We start from the raw sequence: 18302 nt of genomic DNA, 5'->3' as shown, positions 1-18302 counted from the left end.
ATACTGGCGGCCTGGGCCGGCCCGGCGTGCTGGCCCAGTTTGATTTTCCAGAGGACAGCAACCCATGATTGCCGTGATATTCGAAGTCGAGCCCGCCCATGGCGACCCCGCGCCCTATCTGGAGATTGCCGCCGGCCTGATCGACGAGCTGCGCAAAATCGACGGCTTCATCTCCGTCGAACGCTTTCAAAGCCTGTCCACGCCCGGCAAACTGCTGTCGCTGTCATTCTGGCGCGACGAGGCCGCGGTGCTGCGCTGGCGCTCGCTGGAATCGCACCGCCGCGCGCAGGAGGCCGGGCGCGGCGGCGTCTTTCAAAACTACCGACTGCGCGTCGCGCAGGTGCTGCGCGACTACGGCATGCAGGAACGCGACGAGGCGCCCGCGGACAGCCGCGAACGTCACGGCTGACCCGGTGGCGATGGGGCGATCGCGTTCGCCCGGACCGCCTATCGCAGCAGGCGCCCGATCGTATCGACCACGCGCCGCACATCGTCGGCCGACACGTTCAGGTGCGTGACCAGGCGCGTCGGACCGCCATAAACGGCGCGCATCAGGATGTCTTCCTTGGCCAGCGCCGCCGTCAGCGCATCGCAGCGAGACGGCTCGAACTCCACGAACACCATGTTGGTGTCCTGGCTCAGCACCTTGACGCCGGGGATGCCTCGCAGGCCTTCGGCCAGGAGGCGCGCATTCTCGTGGTCCTGCGCAAGCCGTTCCACGTTGTGCTCCAGCGCATGCAGGCACGCCGCCGCCAGCACACCGGACTGGCGCAGCCCGCCGCCCAGCATCTTGCGCCAGCGGTGGGCGCTGGCGATCAATTCCTCGCTGCCGACCAGTACCGACCCGACCGGCGCGCCCAGTCCCTTCGAAAAGCAGATGGACACCGTGTCGAACGGCTGGCAAAGATCCGCCACGGGCTTGCCGCTGGCGACGGCCGCGTTGAACACACGGGCGCCGTCCAGGTGCGTGGCAAGGCCCTGCTCACGCGCCCACGACGTGGCGGCCTGGATGTACGCGGCGGGGATCAGCTTGCCGTGGAAGGTGTTTTCCAGCGCCAGCAGGCGCGTGCGCGCAAAGTGCGGATCGCCCTTGGGCTTGAGCGCCGCGGCCAGCTTGTCCAGCGGCAGCGAGCCATCGGGTGCATGCTCGATGGGCTGGGGCTGGATGCTGCCCAGCACCGCCGCGCCGCCGCCCTCGTACTTGTAGGTGTGCGCAAGCTGGCCAACCAGGTACTCGTCGCCGCGGCCGCAGTGCGCCATGAGCGCGGCCAGGTTGCTTTGCGTGCCCGACGGGAAGAACAGGCCGGCCGCCTTGCCGGTGCGCTCGGCCAACGTCTTTTGCAGGCGGATCACGGTGGGATCATCGCCCATCACGTCATCGCCCAACGGGGCATTGGCCATCGCCTGCAACATGGCCGCGCCGGGGCGGGTGACGGTATCGCTACGCAGATCAATCATGAAGGTTTCCAGGGGGTCGGAGAGAACAGGAATTCGGAAAGGTCAGTCGGCGCGCGCCGCAGGCGCGGCACGGCTCACCACAAAAATGCCGGCCAGGATCAGCACCATGCCGCCCAGCTCGACGGGCGTGGGGCGCTCGGACAGGATGGCCCACGCCAGCAGCATGGCCACCACCGGCACGCCCAGGCTGGACAGGCCCGCGATCGACGCGGGCACCCGGCGCACCACCTGCAGCCACAGCAACCAGCCCGCCGCGGTGGCGATCAACACAATGTAGGTCATGCCGGTCCAGAGCGGCCAGCCCCATTGGGCGGTCATCTGCGGCACCAGATAGGCGATGGGCACCATGACCAGGCCGCCGAACAGCATCTGCCATGCAGTGAACGTCATCACATCCGGCGCATGGCGGTCGAACATGCGTTTGGACAGCACCGTGCCCACGCCCCAGCACAGGCCACTGCCCAGGCCCAGCAACACGGGGCGGATGTCGCCCAGCCCGTTCCAGGGCTCAACGAAACAGATCAGGCCGACGGCGGCCAACGCGATGCCCGCCGCGTGCCGGGCCGTGGGCCGTTCGCCCAGCAGCCACCACGCAAACAGCACCACCCAGAACGGCATCGTGTAGGCCATGAGCGACACCTTGCCCACGCCCCCGTCCACCAGCGCGGTCTGCACGAAGCCCTGAAAGCCCGCCGTCTGGGTCAGGCCGATCAAGAGGGTCAGTTTCCAGGGCGGCATTCCCAGCGGCCGGCGCGTGGCGATCGCGAGCGCGAAGAGCACCAGGCTGCCTGTCACGTAGCGCAGCGCCACGAAGTCGAACGGCCCGATGTAGGGCACGATCAGCTTCATCGCGATCCAGCTTCCCGCCCAGACCAGGATGGTGCTGAACATCAGGGCAAGCCCTGCGCGATCGAAACTGCTGCTCACGGGTGCGGCTCCATGCAAAGAGATTTGGCAATCCAGGAATGACGACGCCCGTGCCGCAACATGCCGGCACGGGCGTCGTCATTATGCGCCTGTCGCGCTGCAAACGGCCGGCGTAATCCGGCCGGTTGCATTTACAGCGGCTTGGCGAGCTGCTCCAGGATGGCGGGGTTTTCCAGCGTGGACACGTCCTGCGTCACTTCCTCGCCCTTGGCGACCACGCGCAGCAGGCGGCGCATGATCTTGCCCGAACGGGTCTTGGGCAGGTTGTCGCCAAAACGGATGTCCTTGGGCTTGGCGATGGGGCCGATCTCGCGGGCCACCCAGTCGCGCAATTGCTTGGCGATGGCCTGGGCCTCTTCGCCCTCCGGACGCGAACGCTTGAGCACCACGAAGGCCACGACGGCCTCGCCGGTCGTGTCGTCGGGACGGCCCACGACGGCGGCCTCGGCCACCATTTCATGCGCCACCAGCGCCGACTCGACTTCCATCGTGCCCAGGCGGTGACCCGAGACGTTCAGCACGTCATCGATACGGCCCATGATCCAGAAGTAGCCGTCCGCGTCGCGCTGCGCGCCGTCGCCCGCCAGGTAATACCCGCGCAGTTCAGACGGGAAGTAGCTCTTCTTGAAGCGCTCCGGGTCGCCCCAGATGTTGCGGATCATGGCGGGCCACGGACGCTTGATGACCAGGAAGCCGCCATTGCCCTTTTCGACGTCGCCGCCGGTCTCGTCCACGATGGCCGCGGCGATGCCCGGCAGGGGCAACGTGCACGAGCCCGGCTTGGTGGGCGTGGCGCCCGGCAGCGGCGTGATCATGTGCCCGCCGGTTTCGGTCTGCCACCAGGTATCCACGATGGGGCAGCGCTCGCGCCCGACGTTCTTGTGATACCACATCCAGGCTTCGGGGTTGATGGGCTCGCCCACCGTGCCGATGATGCGCAGCGAGTCCAGGTCGTAGTTCTTGGAATGCGCGTCGGGCGTGGCTTCGGAAGCCTTGATCAGCGAGCGGATCGCGGTCGGCGCGGTGTAGAACGTGGTGACCTTGTGGCGCGCGATCATGTCCCAGAAGCGGCCCGCGTTGGGGAACGTGGGCACGCCTTCGAAGACGATCTGCGTCAGGCCCGCGGCAAGCGGACCGTAGGTGATGTACGTGTGACCCGTGACCCAGCCCACGTCGGCCGTGCACCAGTAGACGTCGTCCTTGCGGGCGTCGAAGGTCCACTTGACGGTCAAGAGCGCCCACAGCAGGTAGCCGGCGGACGAATGCTGCACGCCCTTGGGCTTGCCGGTGGAGCCGGACGTGTAAAGGATGAACAGCGGATGCTCGGCGTTGACCGGAACGGGTTCGCAGGTGTCGGGCTGGCCGGCCTCGACGTCCTGCATCCAGACGTCGCGGCCTTCGTTCCATTGCACCTTGCCGCCCGTGCGGCGGTACACGACGACCTTGGTGACGGCTTCGCAGCCGCCCATGGCGATGGCTTCTTCGACGGCAGGCTTGAGCGGAATGGTCTTGCCGCCGCGCACCTGTTCGTCGGCGGTGATGATGAGCGAGGCGCCCACGTCCACGATGCGTTCCTGCAGGCTCTTGGCCGAGAAGCCGCCGAACACCACCGAGTGCGTCACGCCCAGGCGGGCGCAGGCCTGCATGGCGACCACGGCTTCGATGGACATGGGCATGTAGATGATGGCGCGATCGCCCTTCTTGTAGCCCAGCGCCGCCAGCCCGTTGGCAAAGCGGCACACGCGCGCCAGCAGCTCGCGGTAGGTGACCTTGTCGACCTTGCCGTCGTCGGATTCGAAGATGATGGCGGTCTTGTCGGCGTTGCCGTTGGTCAGGTGGACGTCCAGGCAGTTGGCCGAGACGTTCAGTTCGCCGTCGCCGAACCAGCGGTAGAACGGGGCATCGGACTCGTCCAGCACCTGCGTGAAGGGCTTGGTCCACTGCAGATTGTCGCGGGCCTGTCCGGCCCAGAATCCGTCGAAGTCGTTTTCGACCTGCGCGCACAGCGCGTTGTAGGCGTCCATGCTGGAAATCGCGGCGCCCTGCGCGGCGCGCTCGGGCGGCGGAAACACGCGGTTTTCCACCAGTACGGACTCAATAGCGTTCGACATGATCTTGTCTCCAATCGGTGATTCTGTTGTTTATGCTGCTTTTTTATTACCCACCTGCAACCGTATCGCCGCGCTCTTACGGGCACCTTACGCAAAATGCGGGCCGGAGCCCGCAGATTGACGAGGCCCAAGGCGATGCGTCTGCGCCGGATCTGGGCTGGAAGACGCCGCAAGGCGCCGACCGGGCAGCATGCACAAGCCAACGACGCGCCGCACTGCGACGCGTCAACAATGCCAAGCAATCAGCATGTGCCGCCGCATCGAGACGCGGCGGCACAAGGCAGTCCATAAGGATAGCAGCCGCTTCCCGCTTGGCGTATACCGCATTCAGGCGGCCTGCCGGGCGAGGCCGCGCTTCATGTCCACGCGCGACAACAGGACCAGTCCGCCGACGAAGAACAGCCCCGTGACAAGGATGGCAAGGCGATGATTGCCTTCAGTGACCCACGTCACCAGCCCGTACGTCAAGGGGCCGATCACGGCGGCAAGCTGCACGGCAAAGGTCCACAGCGAATAGAACTCGGCCAGCCGGCCCACGGGCGCCAGCGCGCCGGTCATGGCGCGGCCCGCGCTTTGCGTCGTGCCCATGCACAGGCCGGCCAGCACGGCCGCCACCCAGAACACCGGCGCGGTCACGGCGGCATAAGCCGTCAGCACCATCACGATCCACCCGACCAGCGTGATGGCCAGTGCCGGCTTGTGGCCGATGCGGTCCTGCACGTAGCCGAACGAAAACGCCCCGGCCGCCGCGCCGATATTCACGGTAAACATCAGCAGCATGGTCTGCTGCGTGGTGAATCCCATGACCTCGGACGCATACACCGCGGCCAACACGATGACGACCGAGATGCCAGCCTGATAGCAGGCAATGCAAATCAACAGACGCCGGAATTCCGGAAAGTGCAGGCCCGTTTCGCGCCAGGCATAGGCCAGGCGCTTAAGCATATGCAGCGCGGGCAGATTGCCGGGCTGCGGCGTGGCGCGCTCGCGCAGCATGAAGAACGACGGCAGTGCGGCCACTGCAAACACCGACGCCGTCACCACGACGACCCACGGCACGAATTGTTCCGCCGTTTCGCCGCGAGCCTCGGCCAGCGTCACCACCACGATCGACAGGCCCAGCGTCAGCATGCCGCCGCAATAACCGAAGCTCCATCCCCAGCCTGAAACGCGGCCCAGCGCCTGCGGCTTGGCCAGTTCGGGCAGGAACGCCGCGACCACGGACTCACCGACGCAATAGCAGAAGTTGCACACGATGATGGCTGCCAGCGCCAGCCAGACGTCGCCCGGCCCTGCCTGCGTGAGGACCAGCATGCCCGCCACGCATCCGGCCGTGCTGGTGTAGAGCAGCCGCCGCTTGCTGGCCCGCGCATCGGCGCGCGCGCCCAGCGTCGGCATGGTCAGCATGATGAGGAGGTACGAAAGCGACAGCGTGGACGTCCAGGCCAGCGTGGCCCAAGAGGCGCCACCGGCGACCACACCGACAAAATAGGCGCTGAAGACCGCCGTGAGGATCACGGTGGTGTAGCCGGAGTTCGCGAAGTCGTACATGGCCCAGGCCCAGACTTCGCGCCGTTGCACGCCGGGGTTCAGCGGACCGCTGTCCGCCCCCCGGGTGTCCTGCGCGGAAACGCCTGCTGGCGTTTCCGGCGGCAGCGCCTGGCTCATAGGCCCAGCGCGGCGATGCCTGCTTGCGCGATCTGCACGTCTTCGGTCGACTTCACGCCCGAAACGCCCACCGCACCCACGACCTGGCCGTCAACGACGACCGGCACGCCGCCCTCGAGCATGCCTTCGATCAGCGGCGCCGACAGGAACGAGTAGCGGCCGTTGTTGATCAGTTCTTCGTAGATGCGCGATTCGCGGCGGCCCAGCGCGGCCGTCTTGGCCTTGGCGGGCGCGATGTGCGACGAGATCGGCGCCGCATCGTCCAGGCGCAGCATGCCCAGCAGATGGCCGCCATCGTCGGTCACGGCGATGGTGACGGCCCACTTGTTCTGCAAGGCGTGTGCTTCGGCCGCGGCCAGGATCTTTTTGACGTCGTCGGCGCTCAGCACGGGTTTGGTTTTCATTGCAGTGACTCCTTGATCTGTTCGAGGGCGTTAGGGTCTTCCATGGTGGTCAGGTCGCCGGGGTCGCGCGACTCGCATACCGCGACGATCGCGCGGCGCAGCACCTTGCCGGAACGGGTCTTGGGCAGGGCGCCCACGAACCGGATCCTGGCCGGCCTTGCCACCGCCCCAAGCTGTTCTTCCACCAGCCGCATGATATCCGCTTCCAGCTGCTTTGCCGCTTCCGGCGTGTCGGCACCGGCGGGATTCTTCAGCACGGCGAACGCCATGGCGACCTGCCCCTTGAGCGGGTCGGACACGCCCACCACTGCGCATTCCGCGATGCCGTTGTGGCTGTTGACCGATTCCTCGATTTCGCGCGTGCCGAGCCGGTGGCCCGCCACGTTGATGACGTCGTCCGTACGGCCCAGGATGAACCAGTAGCCATCGGCGTCCACCCGCCCCCAGTCGAAGGTCGAATACACCTGCCGGCCCGGGATGGACGTGAAGTAGGTCTCGACGAAGCGCGCGTCGTCACCCCAGATGGTGGACATGGCGCCGGGCGGCAGCGGCGGCACGATGGCGACCACGCCCTTCTCGTCAGGGCCCAGGTCTTCGCCGGTGGACTCGCTGACGATGCGCGCGTCAAAGCCGTAGACCGGAAACGATGGACTGCCGAACCGGGTGGCGACCTTCTCGACGCCCGGCTGGGCCGACAGGATCGGCCAGCCGGATTCCGTCTGCCAGTAGTTGTCGATGATGGGCTTGCCCAGGCCCTCGGAAATCCATTGCGCCGTCGGTTCGTCGAGCGGTTCGCCGGCCAGATAGACGGCGCGCAGCGTCGACAGATCGTGCCGTCTCAAGAGCTCGGGATCCTGGCGCTTGAGCACGCGCACCGCCGTGGGCGCCGAAAACAGCGTGTTCACGCCGAATTGCTCGACCAGCTTCCAGAGAATCGCGCCGTCCGGGCGCACGGGCGTCCCCTCGTACAGGATGGTCGATTGCCCGCCGATGAGCGGTCCGTAGACGATGTACGAATGCCCGACCACCCAGCCGATGTCGCTGGTGCAGAAATACGTGTCGCCGGGCTTGCCATCGAACAGGTATTCCATGGACGACGCCAGCGCCACGGCGTAACCGCCCGTGTCGCGCTGAACGCCCTTGGGACGGCCAGTGGTGCCGGAGGTGTAGAGGATGTAACTGGGCTCGGACGATTCGAGCCACTCGACGGGCACCCGCACGCCGCGATGGCGTTCGCGCAGCGTGGCATAGTCCAGGTCGCGTCCCGCCACCGGCTCGAACGGGGCCAGACCGCGGTCGAACACCACGACCGACGCGGGCGGCGATTTTGCCAGGCTCAGGGCGCGGTCCAGCAGCGGCTTGTACGGCACGACCTTGCCGCCCCGCGAGCCGCCATCCGTGCACACCACCACCTTGGGCGCGGCATCGTCGATGCGCTGCGCCAGATTCACGGACGCAAACCCGCCGAACACCACCGAATGCACCGCCCCGATGCGCGCGCAGGCCAGCATCGTGAACACGGCTTCCGGCACCATCGGCATGTAAAGCAGCACCCGGTCGCCGCGCCCCACCCCCAGCACGCGCAGCATGGCGGCGGCGGCGTTCACTTCTTCAAAGACGTCCTGGCGCGTGTAGACCTGCTCGCGGTCCACCTCGGTGGATACCCAGATCAGCGCCGGCTTGTCCGCCTGCGTCGGCAGCCAGCGATCCACGGCGTTGTAGCAAAGATTGGTGCGCCCGCCGACGAACCACTTGGCGAAGGGCGGACGCGAGAAATCCAGCACATTGTCAAAAGGCGTTTCCCAGTGGATGCGCGTAGCCTCTTCGCGCCAGAACGCGTCGCGGTCATTCACTGACCGATAGTGGAAATCCCGGGTTCTTTGCATGTTTGTCTCCTGGTATTGTTCATAGGCCTTAAGGCTGATTGATTTTTTTTCTAATCATTTCGGTCATTCTGGTAGGCAAACCTTGCACGAGACTTGCCGCACGTCAAAAAATTCTTCCAGATGTCCACGCTGCATGGATATTTAGGGCCGATACGTAACGAAGCGGCACTAAAAGTTTGGTAGAATCCCCGCGAAGTTGCACATAATTGTTGAATTTGCTGACATCTCGGCCCCAACCGCGGCTAATGCGCGGTTTTTGCTGTGTTCAGTGATTCTTCCCCAGGCGAATGCATCGACACTCCACACCCGCGCGATTCAATTCAACCTCTGGCCTTGCAAAGCGCGGTCTGCGCATGCTCGCGTTGGTTGCATGCTTTGCGGGTCTGGCGGGTTGTGCAAGTACTAGCCAAAAGTCAACCGCCCATACGTCCGAGATCGATCCCTACGAGATGGAATGGGTTGCCACCGCCGATGACCCCATCGGCATGCTGGTGGTCCAGAAATTCAAGCGTGAACGCCAGCGCACCCATTCGGGTGTCGGCACCGACAACGGCATGGTCAGCGAAGCCCTGAATCACCTGGGCATCCGCTACCGCTTCGGCGGCAGTTCCCCCGACACCGGCTTTGACTGCAGCGGCCTCGTTGCTTACTCGGCCGAACGTGGTCTGGGCCTCAAGCTCCCCCGCAACGCCGCCGAGATCGCGCAGCAAGGCGTGGCCGTCGCCAAGAACGAATTGCAAGCCGGTGACCTCGTCTTCTTCAACACCATGGGCCGCCGTTTTTCCCACGTTGGCATCTACCTGGGCGACGACCGCTTCGTGCATTCTCCCAGCGCCGGCGGCGTAGTGCGCGTCGAAAAAATGACCATGGCCTACTGGTCCAAGCGCTACAACGGCGCCCGCCGCCTGGACAACACCCTGATGGCATCGGCCCGCGCGGCCAACTGATCGTCCTGCCTGTCCTGCCTCAAAGGCAACATAGTCGCACGCAGGCCTAGCTGCCGCCATCGTCCAGAATGCAAAACGCCGCCCGACTTTCGTCCGGCGGCGTTTTTGTTTGTTCTCTTCGCGGCGTTCAGACCGCAGGCCGTATCGGCCTCCCCAGTTTGTCGTGGATGCGCGGCAAGACGCGTCCCATCAATGAACGGTACCGGCGCGCGGGCACAAGCCGCATTGCTGCAGGGCCTGCTGCATGCTGCACACGGAACGGCGACAAGCGACGACCCGGATGCCACCGCGCTGCGCGGCGTTGCGGAACGTCTTCATGACATTGTGGCCAAGGAAATCGGTAAGCAGGATGACCAGCTGCGTGCCAGAAGGCAGTTGCAGGGTCTTCTTCTGATGCGAGGGATCGCGCCCGCTGATGTGGTGCGTGATCGAGATGTTGTGTCCCTTGAGCAGATCGGGAATATTGCCGAGGCGGTCGGCGCCCACTACCACTGCACTAAGTCCTGCCGTCATGATTTACCTCACTGGGTCGTTGAGCCTGGATGTAATGATAATGATTCCTATTTTTTCGTCAACTCAAATGAGATCGGTTCTTATTTAATTATTTTTATGAGCTTATGGAAAGGGATAGCCGTCTCACGCTTTCCTCAAGGGCATCAGGCAAAAAAAAGCGCGACGTCGTGAGGACGTCGCGCATTGGCAAAGCAAAAGCCGTGAGCCGGGGCCGGCAAAGCGGCTACTTCGGCGCCCCCTGCACGGCATCGGTGACTACCGCCCGGGTCAGCGACGGCGCCAGCATTTCCAGGAAGGTGTAGACGTAATCGCGCAGGAACACGCCCGCCTTCACGCCCACGCGGGTGGTGTGCGTGCCGAACAGGTGCCCCACCGGCAGGCCGACCAGATTGGAATCGCGGCGCGGGTCATAGGCGACGCCCGCGATGATGCCGATGCCCAGGCCCACGTCCACATACGTCTTGATCACGTCGGCGTCGATGGCCTCGAGCACGATGTCCGGATGAATGCCCTGATTGGCAAAGATCTCGTCGATCGTGCTGCGGCCGGTGAAGGCACGGTCGTACGTCACGATGGGGTACTCGGCCAACTGCGCCAGCGACAGACGCTTGGCGGCGCTGGAGGTCAATTCGGCCAGGGGGTGATCGGGCCGCACCACCACGGTGTGCTCCCACGCATAGACCGGCAAGGTCGCCAGGCCCGGCGTCAGTGCCAGCGATTCGGTCGCCAGCGCCAGATCCGCCTGTTCATGCAGCACCATCTCGGCAAGCTGGGCGGGGCTGCCCTCGGCCAGCGACAGGTGCACCTTGGGAAATTGCTTGCGGAACGCGGGAATCACGCGGGGCAGCAGGTAGCGCGCCTGCGTGTGGGTGCAGGCAATCACCAGGCCGCCTTCATCGCGGCGCGCAAATTCGTCGCTGACCTTCTTCAGATTGTCGACTTCGCGCATGATGCGGTCGATGACCTGCGACACGGCCAGACCCGGCTTGGTCAGCCCCTTGATGCGCTTGCCGTGGCGTTCGAAGATCTTGATGCCCAGCTCGTCCTCGAACTCGATGATGGCCTTGGAGACGCCGGGCTGCGACGTGTACAACATCCGGGCGGCTTCGGTCAGGTTGAAGTCGCGCCGGATGGTTTCACGCACGAAACGAAATTGCTGGAGGTTCATTAATTGGCCCCTGATAGACGGGCCAATTATAAGTAATAAGAACGCCTTGCTATATGAATTATTTGTATAAGCTTAGGAGCAAGGCGTCCCCTCTTTTAGCGCATCGAGATCGTGGTGTTGACGGTCTTGGCGTGCGCCGACCAGCGTGCGGTGACGGTCTTGGTCTGCGTCCAGAACTGCACCGCCTGCTTGCCGTTGGGACCCAAATCGCCCAGCTTGGAACCGCGCGAACCCGTGAAGCTGAACCACGCCACCGGCACCGGAATCGGCACGTTGATGCCGACCTGGCCCACGTCGATGTTGTTCTGGAAGTAGCGTGCCGCGCCGCCGTCCTGCGTGAACAGGGCGACGCCATTGCCGTTGGGGTTGCGGTTGATGAATTCCACTGCGTCTTCCAGCGTCTCGACGCCGACGCAGCACAGGACCGGCCCGAAGATCTCTTCGGTGTAGATGGTCATGTTCTCGGCGACCCCGTCAAACACGGTCGGGCCGACGAAGTTGCCTTCCTCGAATCCCGCCACCTTGAAGTTGCGGCCGTCGAGCAGCAGCTTGGCGCCTTCATCCACGCCCTTCTGGATCAGGCTTTCCACGCGCTTCTTCGCATTGGGAGACACCAGCGGACCCAGATCGGCCTGGCGATCCGTACCGGCGTTGACCTTGAGCTTCTTGGCGCGTTCGACGAAATCAGGCAGCCAGTTGCGGGCCTCGCCCACCAGCACAGCCACGGACGACGCCATGCAGCGCTGGCCGGCCGCACCGAAGGCGGCGCCCAGCAGCTGGTTCAGCGCGACTTCCGGATCGGCGTCCGGCAGGACCACGCAGTGGTTCTTGGCGCCCATCATCGACTGGCAGCGCTTGCCGGCGGCCGACGCGCGGTTGTAGATCTCGGTGCCCACGCGGGTCGAGCCGATGAACGACACCGCCTTGATGTCCGGGTGCTCGCACAGGCCGTTGGCCGTCTCGGGACCGCCGTGCACCACGTTCAGCACGCCCGGCGGCAGGCCGGCTTCCAGCGCCAGCTCCGCCAGGAACAGGGACGAGGTGGGATCCTGTTCGGACGGCTTGAGCACGAACGTGTTGCCGCAAGCCACGGCGATCGGGAACATGAAGCACGGCAGCATCACCGGGAAGTTGAACGCGGTGATGCCCGCGCACACGCCCAGCGGCTGGATCAGCGTGTAGACGTCGATGCCGGACGCGGCGTTTTCCGCGTATTCGCCCAACTGCAGGTTGGCGATCGAGCAGGCGTGCTCGACCACTTCCAGACCGCGGCCGACTTCACCTTCGGCGTCCGGCAGCGTCTTGCCGTGTTCGCGGGTGATCATCTCGGCCAGCTTGCCGGTATTGGCGCGCAGCAGCTCCTGGAACTTGAGCATGACGCGCATGCGTGCGCCCTGCCCGGCGTTGCGCCAGGTCTTGAATGCCTCCTTGGCGTTGGAGACGGCCAGGTCCAGTTCTTCGCGCGTGGCGAAGGGCACCTTGGCAACGACCTCCTGGGTGGCGGGGTTGATCACGTCTCGCCATTCGGTGGTTTTGGACTGCACAAGCTTGCCGCCGATCAGTAGCGGAACGCGCGGGACTTCACTCATTTTGATGCTCCTCACACTGCGTAGTCGATGCGGATGGTCGTCCGCGTTCTTGGATCGAGCCGGGCCCGCGGGACAAGCGCCCGCGGGCCTCGGGTTATTTCTTCACCAGCGGGCAGGTCGAATCGGCCAGGGGCTGGAAGGCTTCGGCCGCCGGAATGGTGGCCACCAGCTTCGAATAGTCCCAGCCACCCTTGGAGTCCGCGGGCTTCTTGACTTCGTACAGGTACATATCGTGGATCACGCGGCCGTCCGGACGGATCGACGCGTTGCGCATGATGGGATCCTTGATGGGGAGGTCGCGCATCTTGTCGGCCACGACCTTGCCATCGGTGCTGTTCGCGGCAGCCACCGCGCGCAGGTAATGCAGCACGCTGGAATACACGCCGGCCTGCGTCATGGTGGGCTTCAGGCCGCGGAAGGCCTTTTCGAAACGCCCGGACCACTCGCGCGTCGCGTCGTCGTAATCCCAATAGAAGCCGTCCACGTAGGACAGCCCCTGGGCGTTCTCCAGGCCCAGCGCACGCAGGTCGGACAGGAAGATCAGCAGGGAAACCAGACGCTGCCCGCCGGCCACGATGCCGAACTCGCGCGCCTGCTTGACGGCGTTGACGGTGTCCTGGCCGCCGTTGGCCAGCGCCACCACCTGCGCCTTGGAGCTTTGCGCCTGCAGCAGGTAGGACGCGAAGTCGGGCGCGTTCAGCGGATGGCGCACGCTGCCGGCCACCGTGCCGCCCAACGCCTTGACCGCCTTGACCGTGTCGGCTTCCAGCGAGTGGCCGAATGCGTAGTCGACGGTGATGAAGAACCACGACTTGCCGCCCTCGCGCACGGTCGCCTTGGCGCCGCCCGCAGACTGCGAGTAGGTGTCGAACATCCAGTGAAAGCCGACCGGCGAACACTCCTTGTTGGTCAGCGCCGTGGTGGCCGGACCGGAGAACATCACCACCTTGTTCTTTTCGCGGGCGATGCCTTGCACGGCGAGCGCCACGGCGGAATTGGTGAGGTCGGCAATGGCGGTGACGCCGTCGCGATCGAACCATTCGCGGGCGCGGGCCGCGCCGACGTCGGCCTTGTTCTGGTTGTCCGCGGACACCAGATCGATCTTCATTCCCTTGCACTCCGCCGCCAGGCAGTCGTCGATGGCCAACTGCGCCGCCGCAACCGAACCTGCACCCCCCATGCCGGCATAGGTGCCGGACATATCCGTCAGAATGCCGATCTTCACTGGCGGCTTATCCGCCGCATGGGCCTGCCCAAGCAAACCGGCGCCCAGACACAAGCCTGCGGCAAGTCCGCGTGCGTGCAATTTCATGGATTTGTCTCCTGAGTTTTTATGCGCTGAGTAGTAGCGTTGTGGCGCCGTCTTCGCGGCCTGCGGTCCCAGGGCATAGCCCAAGGCCAGCCGATCCAGTGTAGATGTGTGAAAATCAACAAGCAACACCAGAAATGCACATTCCTTGTGCATTCCTGCACACACATAAAAAGCCGTCTGGCAGCGTGCTGCCGGGGCGTTGGAGCGTTGGATCTTGCTTGATTGGGACAGCCTGAGGTATTTCCTGGAAGTGGCCCGCACCCAGCGCGTCAGCGCGGCCGCGCGCAAGCTTGGGGTGGAGCACACCACGGTCTCGCGCCGCATCCGGGCGCTGGAAACGGAACTGGACACCCTGCTCTTTGAAAAATCCCGCAGCGCGGGCTTCGTGCTGACCGACGACGGCCAGCGCCTTTTCGTCCACGCAGAACAGATGGAAAGCGTCGTGCACACGGCGCGCGAGAACCTGTCCGGCATCGGGCAGGCGCTGTCGGGGCATTTGCGCATCGGCGCCACCGAGGGCTTCGGCAGTTACGTGCTGACCCCGCTGGCCGCCGATTTCCAGCGGCGCTATCCGCACATCACGCTGGATATCCTGCCCGTGCCGCGCTTTGTCAGCCTGTCCAAGCGCGAGGCCGATCTGGCCATCACCATCGAGCGCCCGCAGCGCGGGCCGTATGTGTGCAGCAAGCTGTGCGACTACACGCTGCGGCTGTACGGAACACCGGGCTATCTGGCAAGCCATGCGCCGATCACCCGCCGCGAGGACCTCGCGGATCACACGTTCATCGGCTATGTGGACGAGCTGCTGTTCAGCGAGCGCTTGCGGTATCTGGAAGACCTGCTGCCGGCGAGCAAGGTGGTGTTGCGCAGCACGAGCGTCGTGGCCCAGTACCACGCGGCGCTGCAGGGGCAGTCGCTCGCGATCCTGCCGTGCTTCATCGCGGCCCAGGATCCGCGGCTGAAACCCGTGCTGCAGGACGAGATCGCCATCACGCGCTCGTTCTGGATGTACTGCCACGAAGACCTGCGCAAGCTCAAGCGCGTGACGGTCCTGTGGGAGTTCATCCGCAAATCGGTATTGAAAAACGCCGACCTGTTGGCAGGCCGGCGTGGAACGATGAAGTATCTGCCCTGAAGACGCCGCCCGGCGGCGCCCGCGTCGCTAGGTGCTGTTCTTCGGCGCCTTTACGCGCAGGCGGCGCATCAGCAGGAAGGCGGTCAGCAGCGCAACGGCGCCGTGGATCAGCCAGACCCCCAGACCAAAGCTGAGCTTGCCGTTGGAGATCCAGGCGCGCGACAGATTGATCATATTCATATAGAGCAGACCGACCAGACCGGCGATGAGCAGGTCGCCCGAACGGCCCAGCCGCGGATTCACGGCGCCAAGCGGAATGGCCAGCAGCGCAAGATTCAGCGCGGCGAGCGGCAGCGAGATGCGCCACATGACCTGCGACCAGCTGCTGTTGGTGTTGTCTTCAACCAGTTGCGGCGTGCTGCGCGCCTTGGAGGAACGCTCCGCCGCCGCACGGGCCTCCGCCATCGGATCTCCACCCGACTTGCTTTCGAGACGCAGGCCGTATTTTTCGAAGTGCACCAGGCGCAGCTCGGGCGTGCCGGGCTTCAGGTCGTAGCGGTGTCCCTCGCCCAGCACCAGGAAGCGGTCGCCATTGGGCAGCGTCTCGCTGTGCGCGCTGCTTGCGGTCAGCACGCTGAGCCATTCAGGACCGGTCTCGCGCGCAAACACGTTGCCGAGTTCGTCGGTGGGGTTGACAGGGTCTTCGGCAAAGAACACGCGGCTGCCGCCGGACGACTCGGCGAACTGGCCGGCCGTGACCTTGGACAGGTCGGAGCGCTGCTCGAAGCGTTCGTGGTACTCGCCAATCTGACGGTAGGCCCAGGGCGACGCCACCAGCGTCAGGCCCGCCACGGCAAGCGCAACGGGAACGGCCACGCGCAGCACGGGCTTGAGCCAATCCGCCAGCGACAGCCCGCTGGCAAACCACACCACCATTTCGGATTCGCGGTAGTTGCGCGTGACCGTGGTCAGCACGGCGATGAAGATCGAGACCGCCAGGATGGTCGGCAGCGCCGTGATGGTGGAAAGCGCGGCAAGCACGACCACCACGTCCGCTCCGATGTTGCCCCCCGCGGCCTCGCCGAGCAGGCGCACGAGAAGCACGCTGAGCCACACGACGAGCAACGTGGAAAAGACAACGCCAGCGTGACTGGTGATCTCGCTGACGACAGAGCGTTTGAATAGAGACATGGGAGAATATGCGGGATAATCGACCGCATCATACACAGACGCACACGGGAAACCCTCATGGAATTTAGCACACAGACCACTGCTTCCCTGCACCAGGTCAAAACCGCGGCCCTTGCCGTTGGCGTGTACGCGGACGGCGTGTTGAGCCCCGCCGCCGACATCATCGACCGCGCTTCCAACGGCGCCGTGCGTGCGGTTGTCAAAAGCGAGTTCCGCGGCCGCGCCGGCGCGACGCTGACCCTGCGCACGCTGCCGGGTGTCGCCGCGCAACGTGTGGTCCTGGTCGGTCTGGGCAAGCAGGAAGAGTACTCGGCCCGCACCCACGCGTCGGCCGAGCAGGCATTCGCCGCGTCCTGCGTCGCTGCCCAGCTTACCGAAGGCGTGTCCACGCTGCTCGCCAATCCCATCGCTGACATCGACCTCATTGCACGCGCCCGCAGCGCCGCGATCGCGGCCGGCAGCGCGGTCTACCACTACGACGCCAGCTTCGGCAAACCCGACCGCGACGCGCGGCCCAAGCTCAAGAAGATCGTGCAGATCGTCGAGCGCGCCGACGCCACGCAGGCCCAGAAAGGCCTGCGCGAAGGCAGCGCCATCGCCAACGGCATGGAGCTGACCCGCATGCTGGGCAACCTGCCGGGCAACATCTGCACGCCCACGTACCTGGGCGACACTGCCAAGCGCCTGGCGCGCGAGTTCAAGTCGCTGAAGGTCGAAGTCCTGGACCGCAAGCAGGTCGAGGCGCTGGGCATGGGCTCGTTCCTGTCGGTTGCGCGCGGCTCCGAAGAAGCGCTGCGCTTCATCGTGCTGCGCCACGCCGGCGCCAAGACCGCCAAGAAGGGCGCCAAGGCCGCGCAAGGTCCGATCGTGCTGGTCGGCAAGGGCATCACGTTCGACGCGGGCGGCATCTCGCTCAAGCCTGCGGCCACCATGGACGAAATGAAGTACGACATGTGCGGCGCCGCCAGCGTGCTCGGCTCGTTCCGCGCCCTCGCCGAGCTCGAACTGCCGCTGGACGTCGTCGGCCTGATCCCGGCGTGCGAGAACCTTCCCAGCGGCAAGGCCAACAAGCCGGGCGACGTCGTCACCAGCATGGCCGGCCTGACCATCGAAATCCTGAACACCGACGCCGAGGGCCGCCTGGTCCTGTGCGACGCCCTCACCTACGCCGAACGCTTCAAACCGTCGGCCGTGATCGACATCGCCACGCTGACCGGCGCCTGCGTCGTGGCGCTGGGCAACGTCAACACGGGCCTGTTCTCCAAGGACGACGCGCTGGCCGACGCACTGGCCTCGGCCGGCCGCCGCTCGCTGGACACGGCATGGCGCATGCCCATGGACGACGCCTACCAGGAACAGCTCAAGTCCAACTTCGCCGACCTCGCCAACATCGGCGGTCCTCCGGCCGGCGCGGTCACGGCGGCCTGCTTCCTGTCCCGCTTCGCCAAGGCCTATCCCTGGGCGCACCTGGACATCGCCGGCACCGCCTGGCGCGGCGGCAAGGACAAGGGCGCGACCGGCCGTCCGGTCCCGCTCCTGATGCAATACCTGCTGGACCAGGCTTGAAACGCCTGACGCCGACAGCCCCATGACGCGGATCGACTTCGCCTTCGGCGCGCCGGACCGCCTGCGCATGGCCTGCCAGGTCGTGCGCAAGCGCGTCCTGGCAGGCCAGCGGCTGGTGGTGTACTGTAAAGACGGTTCGCGCCTGTCCGCGTTCGACCGCATGCTGTGGGCGTTCGACGACACCGCCTTCGTGCCGCACGTGCTGGCAAACGATCCGCTGGCCGCGGAAACCCCGGTGGTGCTCACCGCCGGGGATCCGCTGCAGGCCTTGCAGGCGGCGGGGCAACCCGACCAGCCGCAGCCCTGGCTGCTGAACCTGGACGACGATTGCCCGCCCGGGTTCGATACGTTCGAACGCCTGCTGGAAATCGTCTCCGACGATCCCGACGACAAGCAGGCGGCCCGGCAGCGTTGGCGGACCTACCTGACGGCCGGTCATACGCCGCAAAGCCACGACCTGAGCCGCAAGGCCGCGCCTTGAGCGGCA

16 protein-coding genes are annotated in these 18302 nt (G+C 65.4%); 5 read left to right on the top strand and 11 right to left on the bottom strand.

Annotated features, from left to right (window positions below):
• Positions 1-64 precede the first annotated feature (64 nt).
• On the top strand, positions 65-409 hold the full coding sequence (locus CLM73_RS06675) for an antibiotic biosynthesis monooxygenase family protein (protein WP_105237821.1): 345 nt from the start codon (positions 65-67) through the stop codon (positions 407-409).
• A 38-nt stretch (positions 410-447) separates the two neighbouring features.
• Here the strand turns inward: CLM73_RS06675 and ltaE are convergent, their stop codons facing one another.
• The 6 genes from ltaE to CLM73_RS06645 form a co-directional block, all read right to left on the bottom strand.
• Positions 448-1458 carry a low-specificity L-threonine aldolase gene (gene ltaE, locus CLM73_RS06670; protein ID WP_105237820.1) on the bottom strand — a complete coding sequence of 337 codons (1011 nt, stop codon included), beginning with the start codon at positions 1456-1458 and terminating at the stop codon, positions 448-450.
• 42 nt (positions 1459-1500) lie between these two features.
• The gene (locus tag CLM73_RS06665) at positions 1501-2349 is read right to left on the bottom strand and encodes a DMT family transporter (protein WP_105241405.1); all 849 of its coding nucleotides are present in this window, start codon (positions 2347-2349) and stop codon (positions 1501-1503) included.
• 167 nt (positions 2350-2516) lie between these two features.
• Positions 2517-4496 carry an acetate--CoA ligase gene (gene acs / locus CLM73_RS06660; protein ID WP_105237819.1) on the bottom strand — a complete coding sequence of 660 codons (1980 nt, stop codon included), beginning with the start codon at positions 4494-4496 and terminating at the stop codon, positions 2517-2519.
• A gap of 327 nt (positions 4497-4823) precedes the next feature.
• Positions 4824-6164: an MFS transporter gene (locus tag CLM73_RS06655; RefSeq protein ID WP_105237818.1), complete on the bottom strand. Its 1341-nt coding sequence runs from the start codon at positions 6162-6164 to the stop codon at positions 4824-4826.
• A complete protein-coding gene (locus CLM73_RS06650) occupies positions 6161-6568 on the bottom strand; it encodes a heme-binding protein (RefSeq protein ID WP_056567970.1) in 408 nt (135 codons plus the stop codon). The genes CLM73_RS06655 and CLM73_RS06650 overlap by 4 nt, the downstream gene beginning before the upstream one ends.
• Complete coding sequence (locus tag CLM73_RS06645; protein ID WP_105237817.1) at positions 6565-8454, bottom strand: propionate--CoA ligase; 1890 nt, start codon at positions 8452-8454, stop codon at positions 6565-6567. Before CLM73_RS06645 ends, CLM73_RS06650 begins: the two co-directional genes overlap by 4 nt.
• Before the next feature lie 287 nt (positions 8455-8741).
• Between CLM73_RS06645 and CLM73_RS06640 the strand changes: the two genes are divergently transcribed.
• On the top strand, positions 8742-9401 hold the full coding sequence (locus CLM73_RS06640; protein WP_199778262.1) for a C40 family peptidase: 660 nt from the start codon (positions 8742-8744) through the stop codon (positions 9399-9401).
• Positions 9402-9590: 189 nt separating this feature from the next.
• Here the strand turns inward: CLM73_RS06640 and CLM73_RS06635 are convergent, their stop codons facing one another.
• The 4 genes from CLM73_RS06635 to CLM73_RS06620 all read right to left on the bottom strand — a co-directional run bounded on the left by CLM73_RS06635 (position 9591) and on the right by CLM73_RS06620 (position 13983).
• Positions 9591-9914, bottom strand: coding sequence for a DUF2325 domain-containing protein (locus CLM73_RS06635; RefSeq protein ID WP_035212827.1), 324 nt, complete (start codon positions 9912-9914; stop codon positions 9591-9593).
• Positions 9915-10137: 223 nt separating this feature from the next.
• Complete coding sequence (locus CLM73_RS06630) at positions 10138-11082, bottom strand: CysB family HTH-type transcriptional regulator (RefSeq protein ID WP_008161940.1); 945 nt, start codon at positions 11080-11082, stop codon at positions 10138-10140.
• A 95-nt stretch (positions 11083-11177) separates the two neighbouring features.
• Positions 11178-12671, bottom strand: a complete 1494-nt coding sequence (locus CLM73_RS06625) for a CoA-acylating methylmalonate-semialdehyde dehydrogenase (RefSeq protein WP_105237815.1) — start codon at positions 12669-12671, stop codon at positions 11178-11180.
• Between the two features lie 94 nt (positions 12672-12765).
• Positions 12766-13983: an ABC transporter substrate-binding protein gene (locus CLM73_RS06620; RefSeq protein ID WP_105237814.1), complete on the bottom strand. Its 1218-nt coding sequence runs from the start codon at positions 13981-13983 to the stop codon at positions 12766-12768.
• A gap of 214 nt (positions 13984-14197) precedes the next feature.
• On the opposite strand from CLM73_RS06620, the gene CLM73_RS06615 reads away from it, so the two are divergent.
• On the top strand, positions 14198-15118 hold the full coding sequence (locus CLM73_RS06615; protein ID WP_105237813.1) for a LysR family transcriptional regulator: 921 nt from the start codon (positions 14198-14200) through the stop codon (positions 15116-15118).
• A gap of 27 nt (positions 15119-15145) precedes the next feature.
• Here CLM73_RS06615 and lptF read toward each other — a convergent pair whose 3' ends face one another.
• Positions 15146-16249 carry an LPS export ABC transporter permease LptF gene (lptF, locus tag CLM73_RS06610; protein WP_105237812.1) on the bottom strand — a complete coding sequence of 368 codons (1104 nt, stop codon included), beginning with the start codon at positions 16247-16249 and terminating at the stop codon, positions 15146-15148.
• Positions 16250-16306: 57 nt separating this feature from the next.
• Between lptF and CLM73_RS06605 the strand changes: the two genes are divergently transcribed.
• Together CLM73_RS06605 and CLM73_RS06600 are read left to right on the top strand one after the other, a co-directional pair.
• The gene (locus CLM73_RS06605) at positions 16307-17815 is read left to right on the top strand and encodes a leucyl aminopeptidase (protein ID WP_105237811.1); all 1509 of its coding nucleotides are present in this window, start codon (positions 16307-16309) and stop codon (positions 17813-17815) included.
• Between the two features lie 22 nt (positions 17816-17837).
• Complete coding sequence (locus CLM73_RS06600) at positions 17838-18296, top strand: DNA polymerase III subunit chi (protein ID WP_105237810.1); 459 nt, start codon at positions 17838-17840, stop codon at positions 18294-18296.
• Positions 18297-18302 lie beyond the last annotated feature (6 nt).

It is taken from the genome of Achromobacter spanius, assembly GCF_002966795.1.
In the GTDB taxonomy this organism is placed as follows: Bacteria; Pseudomonadota; Gammaproteobacteria; order Burkholderiales; family Burkholderiaceae_B; genus Achromobacter; species Achromobacter spanius_D.
The sequence above is the reverse complement of the archived record's forward strand: the minus strand, read 5'-3'. Positions and strand labels throughout refer to the sequence as shown.

Excerpts from the sequence above, each read along its gene's own strand:
- CLM73_RS06655 (WP_105237818.1), bottom strand. The coding sequence starts at position 6,164 with ATGAGCCAGGCGCTGCCGCCGGAAACGCCAGCAGGCGTTTCCGCGCAG.
- CLM73_RS06630 (WP_008161940.1), bottom strand. The coding sequence starts at position 11,082 with ATGAACCTCCAGCAATTTCGTTTCGTGCGTGAAACCATCCGGCGCGAC.
- CLM73_RS06620 (WP_105237814.1), bottom strand. The coding sequence starts at position 13,983 with ATGAAATTGCACGCACGCGGACTTGCCGCAGGCTTGTGTCTGGGCGCC.
- CLM73_RS06645 (WP_105237817.1), bottom strand. The coding sequence starts at position 8,454 with ATGCAAAGAACCCGGGATTTCCACTATCGGTCAGTGAATGACCGCGAC.
- CLM73_RS06605 (WP_105237811.1), top strand. The coding sequence starts at position 16,307 with ATGGAATTTAGCACACAGACCACTGCTTCCCTGCACCAGGTCAAAACC.
- ltaE (WP_105237820.1), bottom strand. The coding sequence starts at position 1,458 with ATGATTGATCTGCGTAGCGATACCGTCACCCGCCCCGGCGCGGCCATG.
- acs (WP_105237819.1), bottom strand. The coding sequence starts at position 4,496 with ATGTCGAACGCTATTGAGTCCGTACTGGTGGAAAACCGCGTGTTTCCG.
- lptF (WP_105237812.1), bottom strand. The coding sequence starts at position 16,249 with ATGTCTCTATTCAAACGCTCTGTCGTCAGCGAGATCACCAGTCACGCT.
- CLM73_RS06625 (WP_105237815.1), bottom strand. The coding sequence starts at position 12,671 with ATGAGTGAAGTCCCGCGCGTTCCGCTACTGATCGGCGGCAAGCTTGTG.
- CLM73_RS06635 (WP_035212827.1), bottom strand. The coding sequence starts at position 9,914 with ATGACGGCAGGACTTAGTGCAGTGGTAGTGGGCGCCGACCGCCTCGGC.
- CLM73_RS06640 (WP_199778262.1), top strand. The coding sequence starts at position 8,742 with ATGCATCGACACTCCACACCCGCGCGATTCAATTCAACCTCTGGCCTT.
- CLM73_RS06600 (WP_105237810.1), top strand. The coding sequence starts at position 17,838 with ATGACGCGGATCGACTTCGCCTTCGGCGCGCCGGACCGCCTGCGCATG.
- CLM73_RS06675 (WP_105237821.1), top strand. The coding sequence starts at position 65 with ATGATTGCCGTGATATTCGAAGTCGAGCCCGCCCATGGCGACCCCGCG.
- CLM73_RS06650 (WP_056567970.1), bottom strand. The coding sequence starts at position 6,568 with ATGAAAACCAAACCCGTGCTGAGCGCCGACGACGTCAAAAAGATCCTG.
- CLM73_RS06665 (WP_105241405.1), bottom strand. The coding sequence starts at position 2,349 with ATGTTCAGCACCATCCTGGTCTGGGCGGGAAGCTGGATCGCGATGAAG.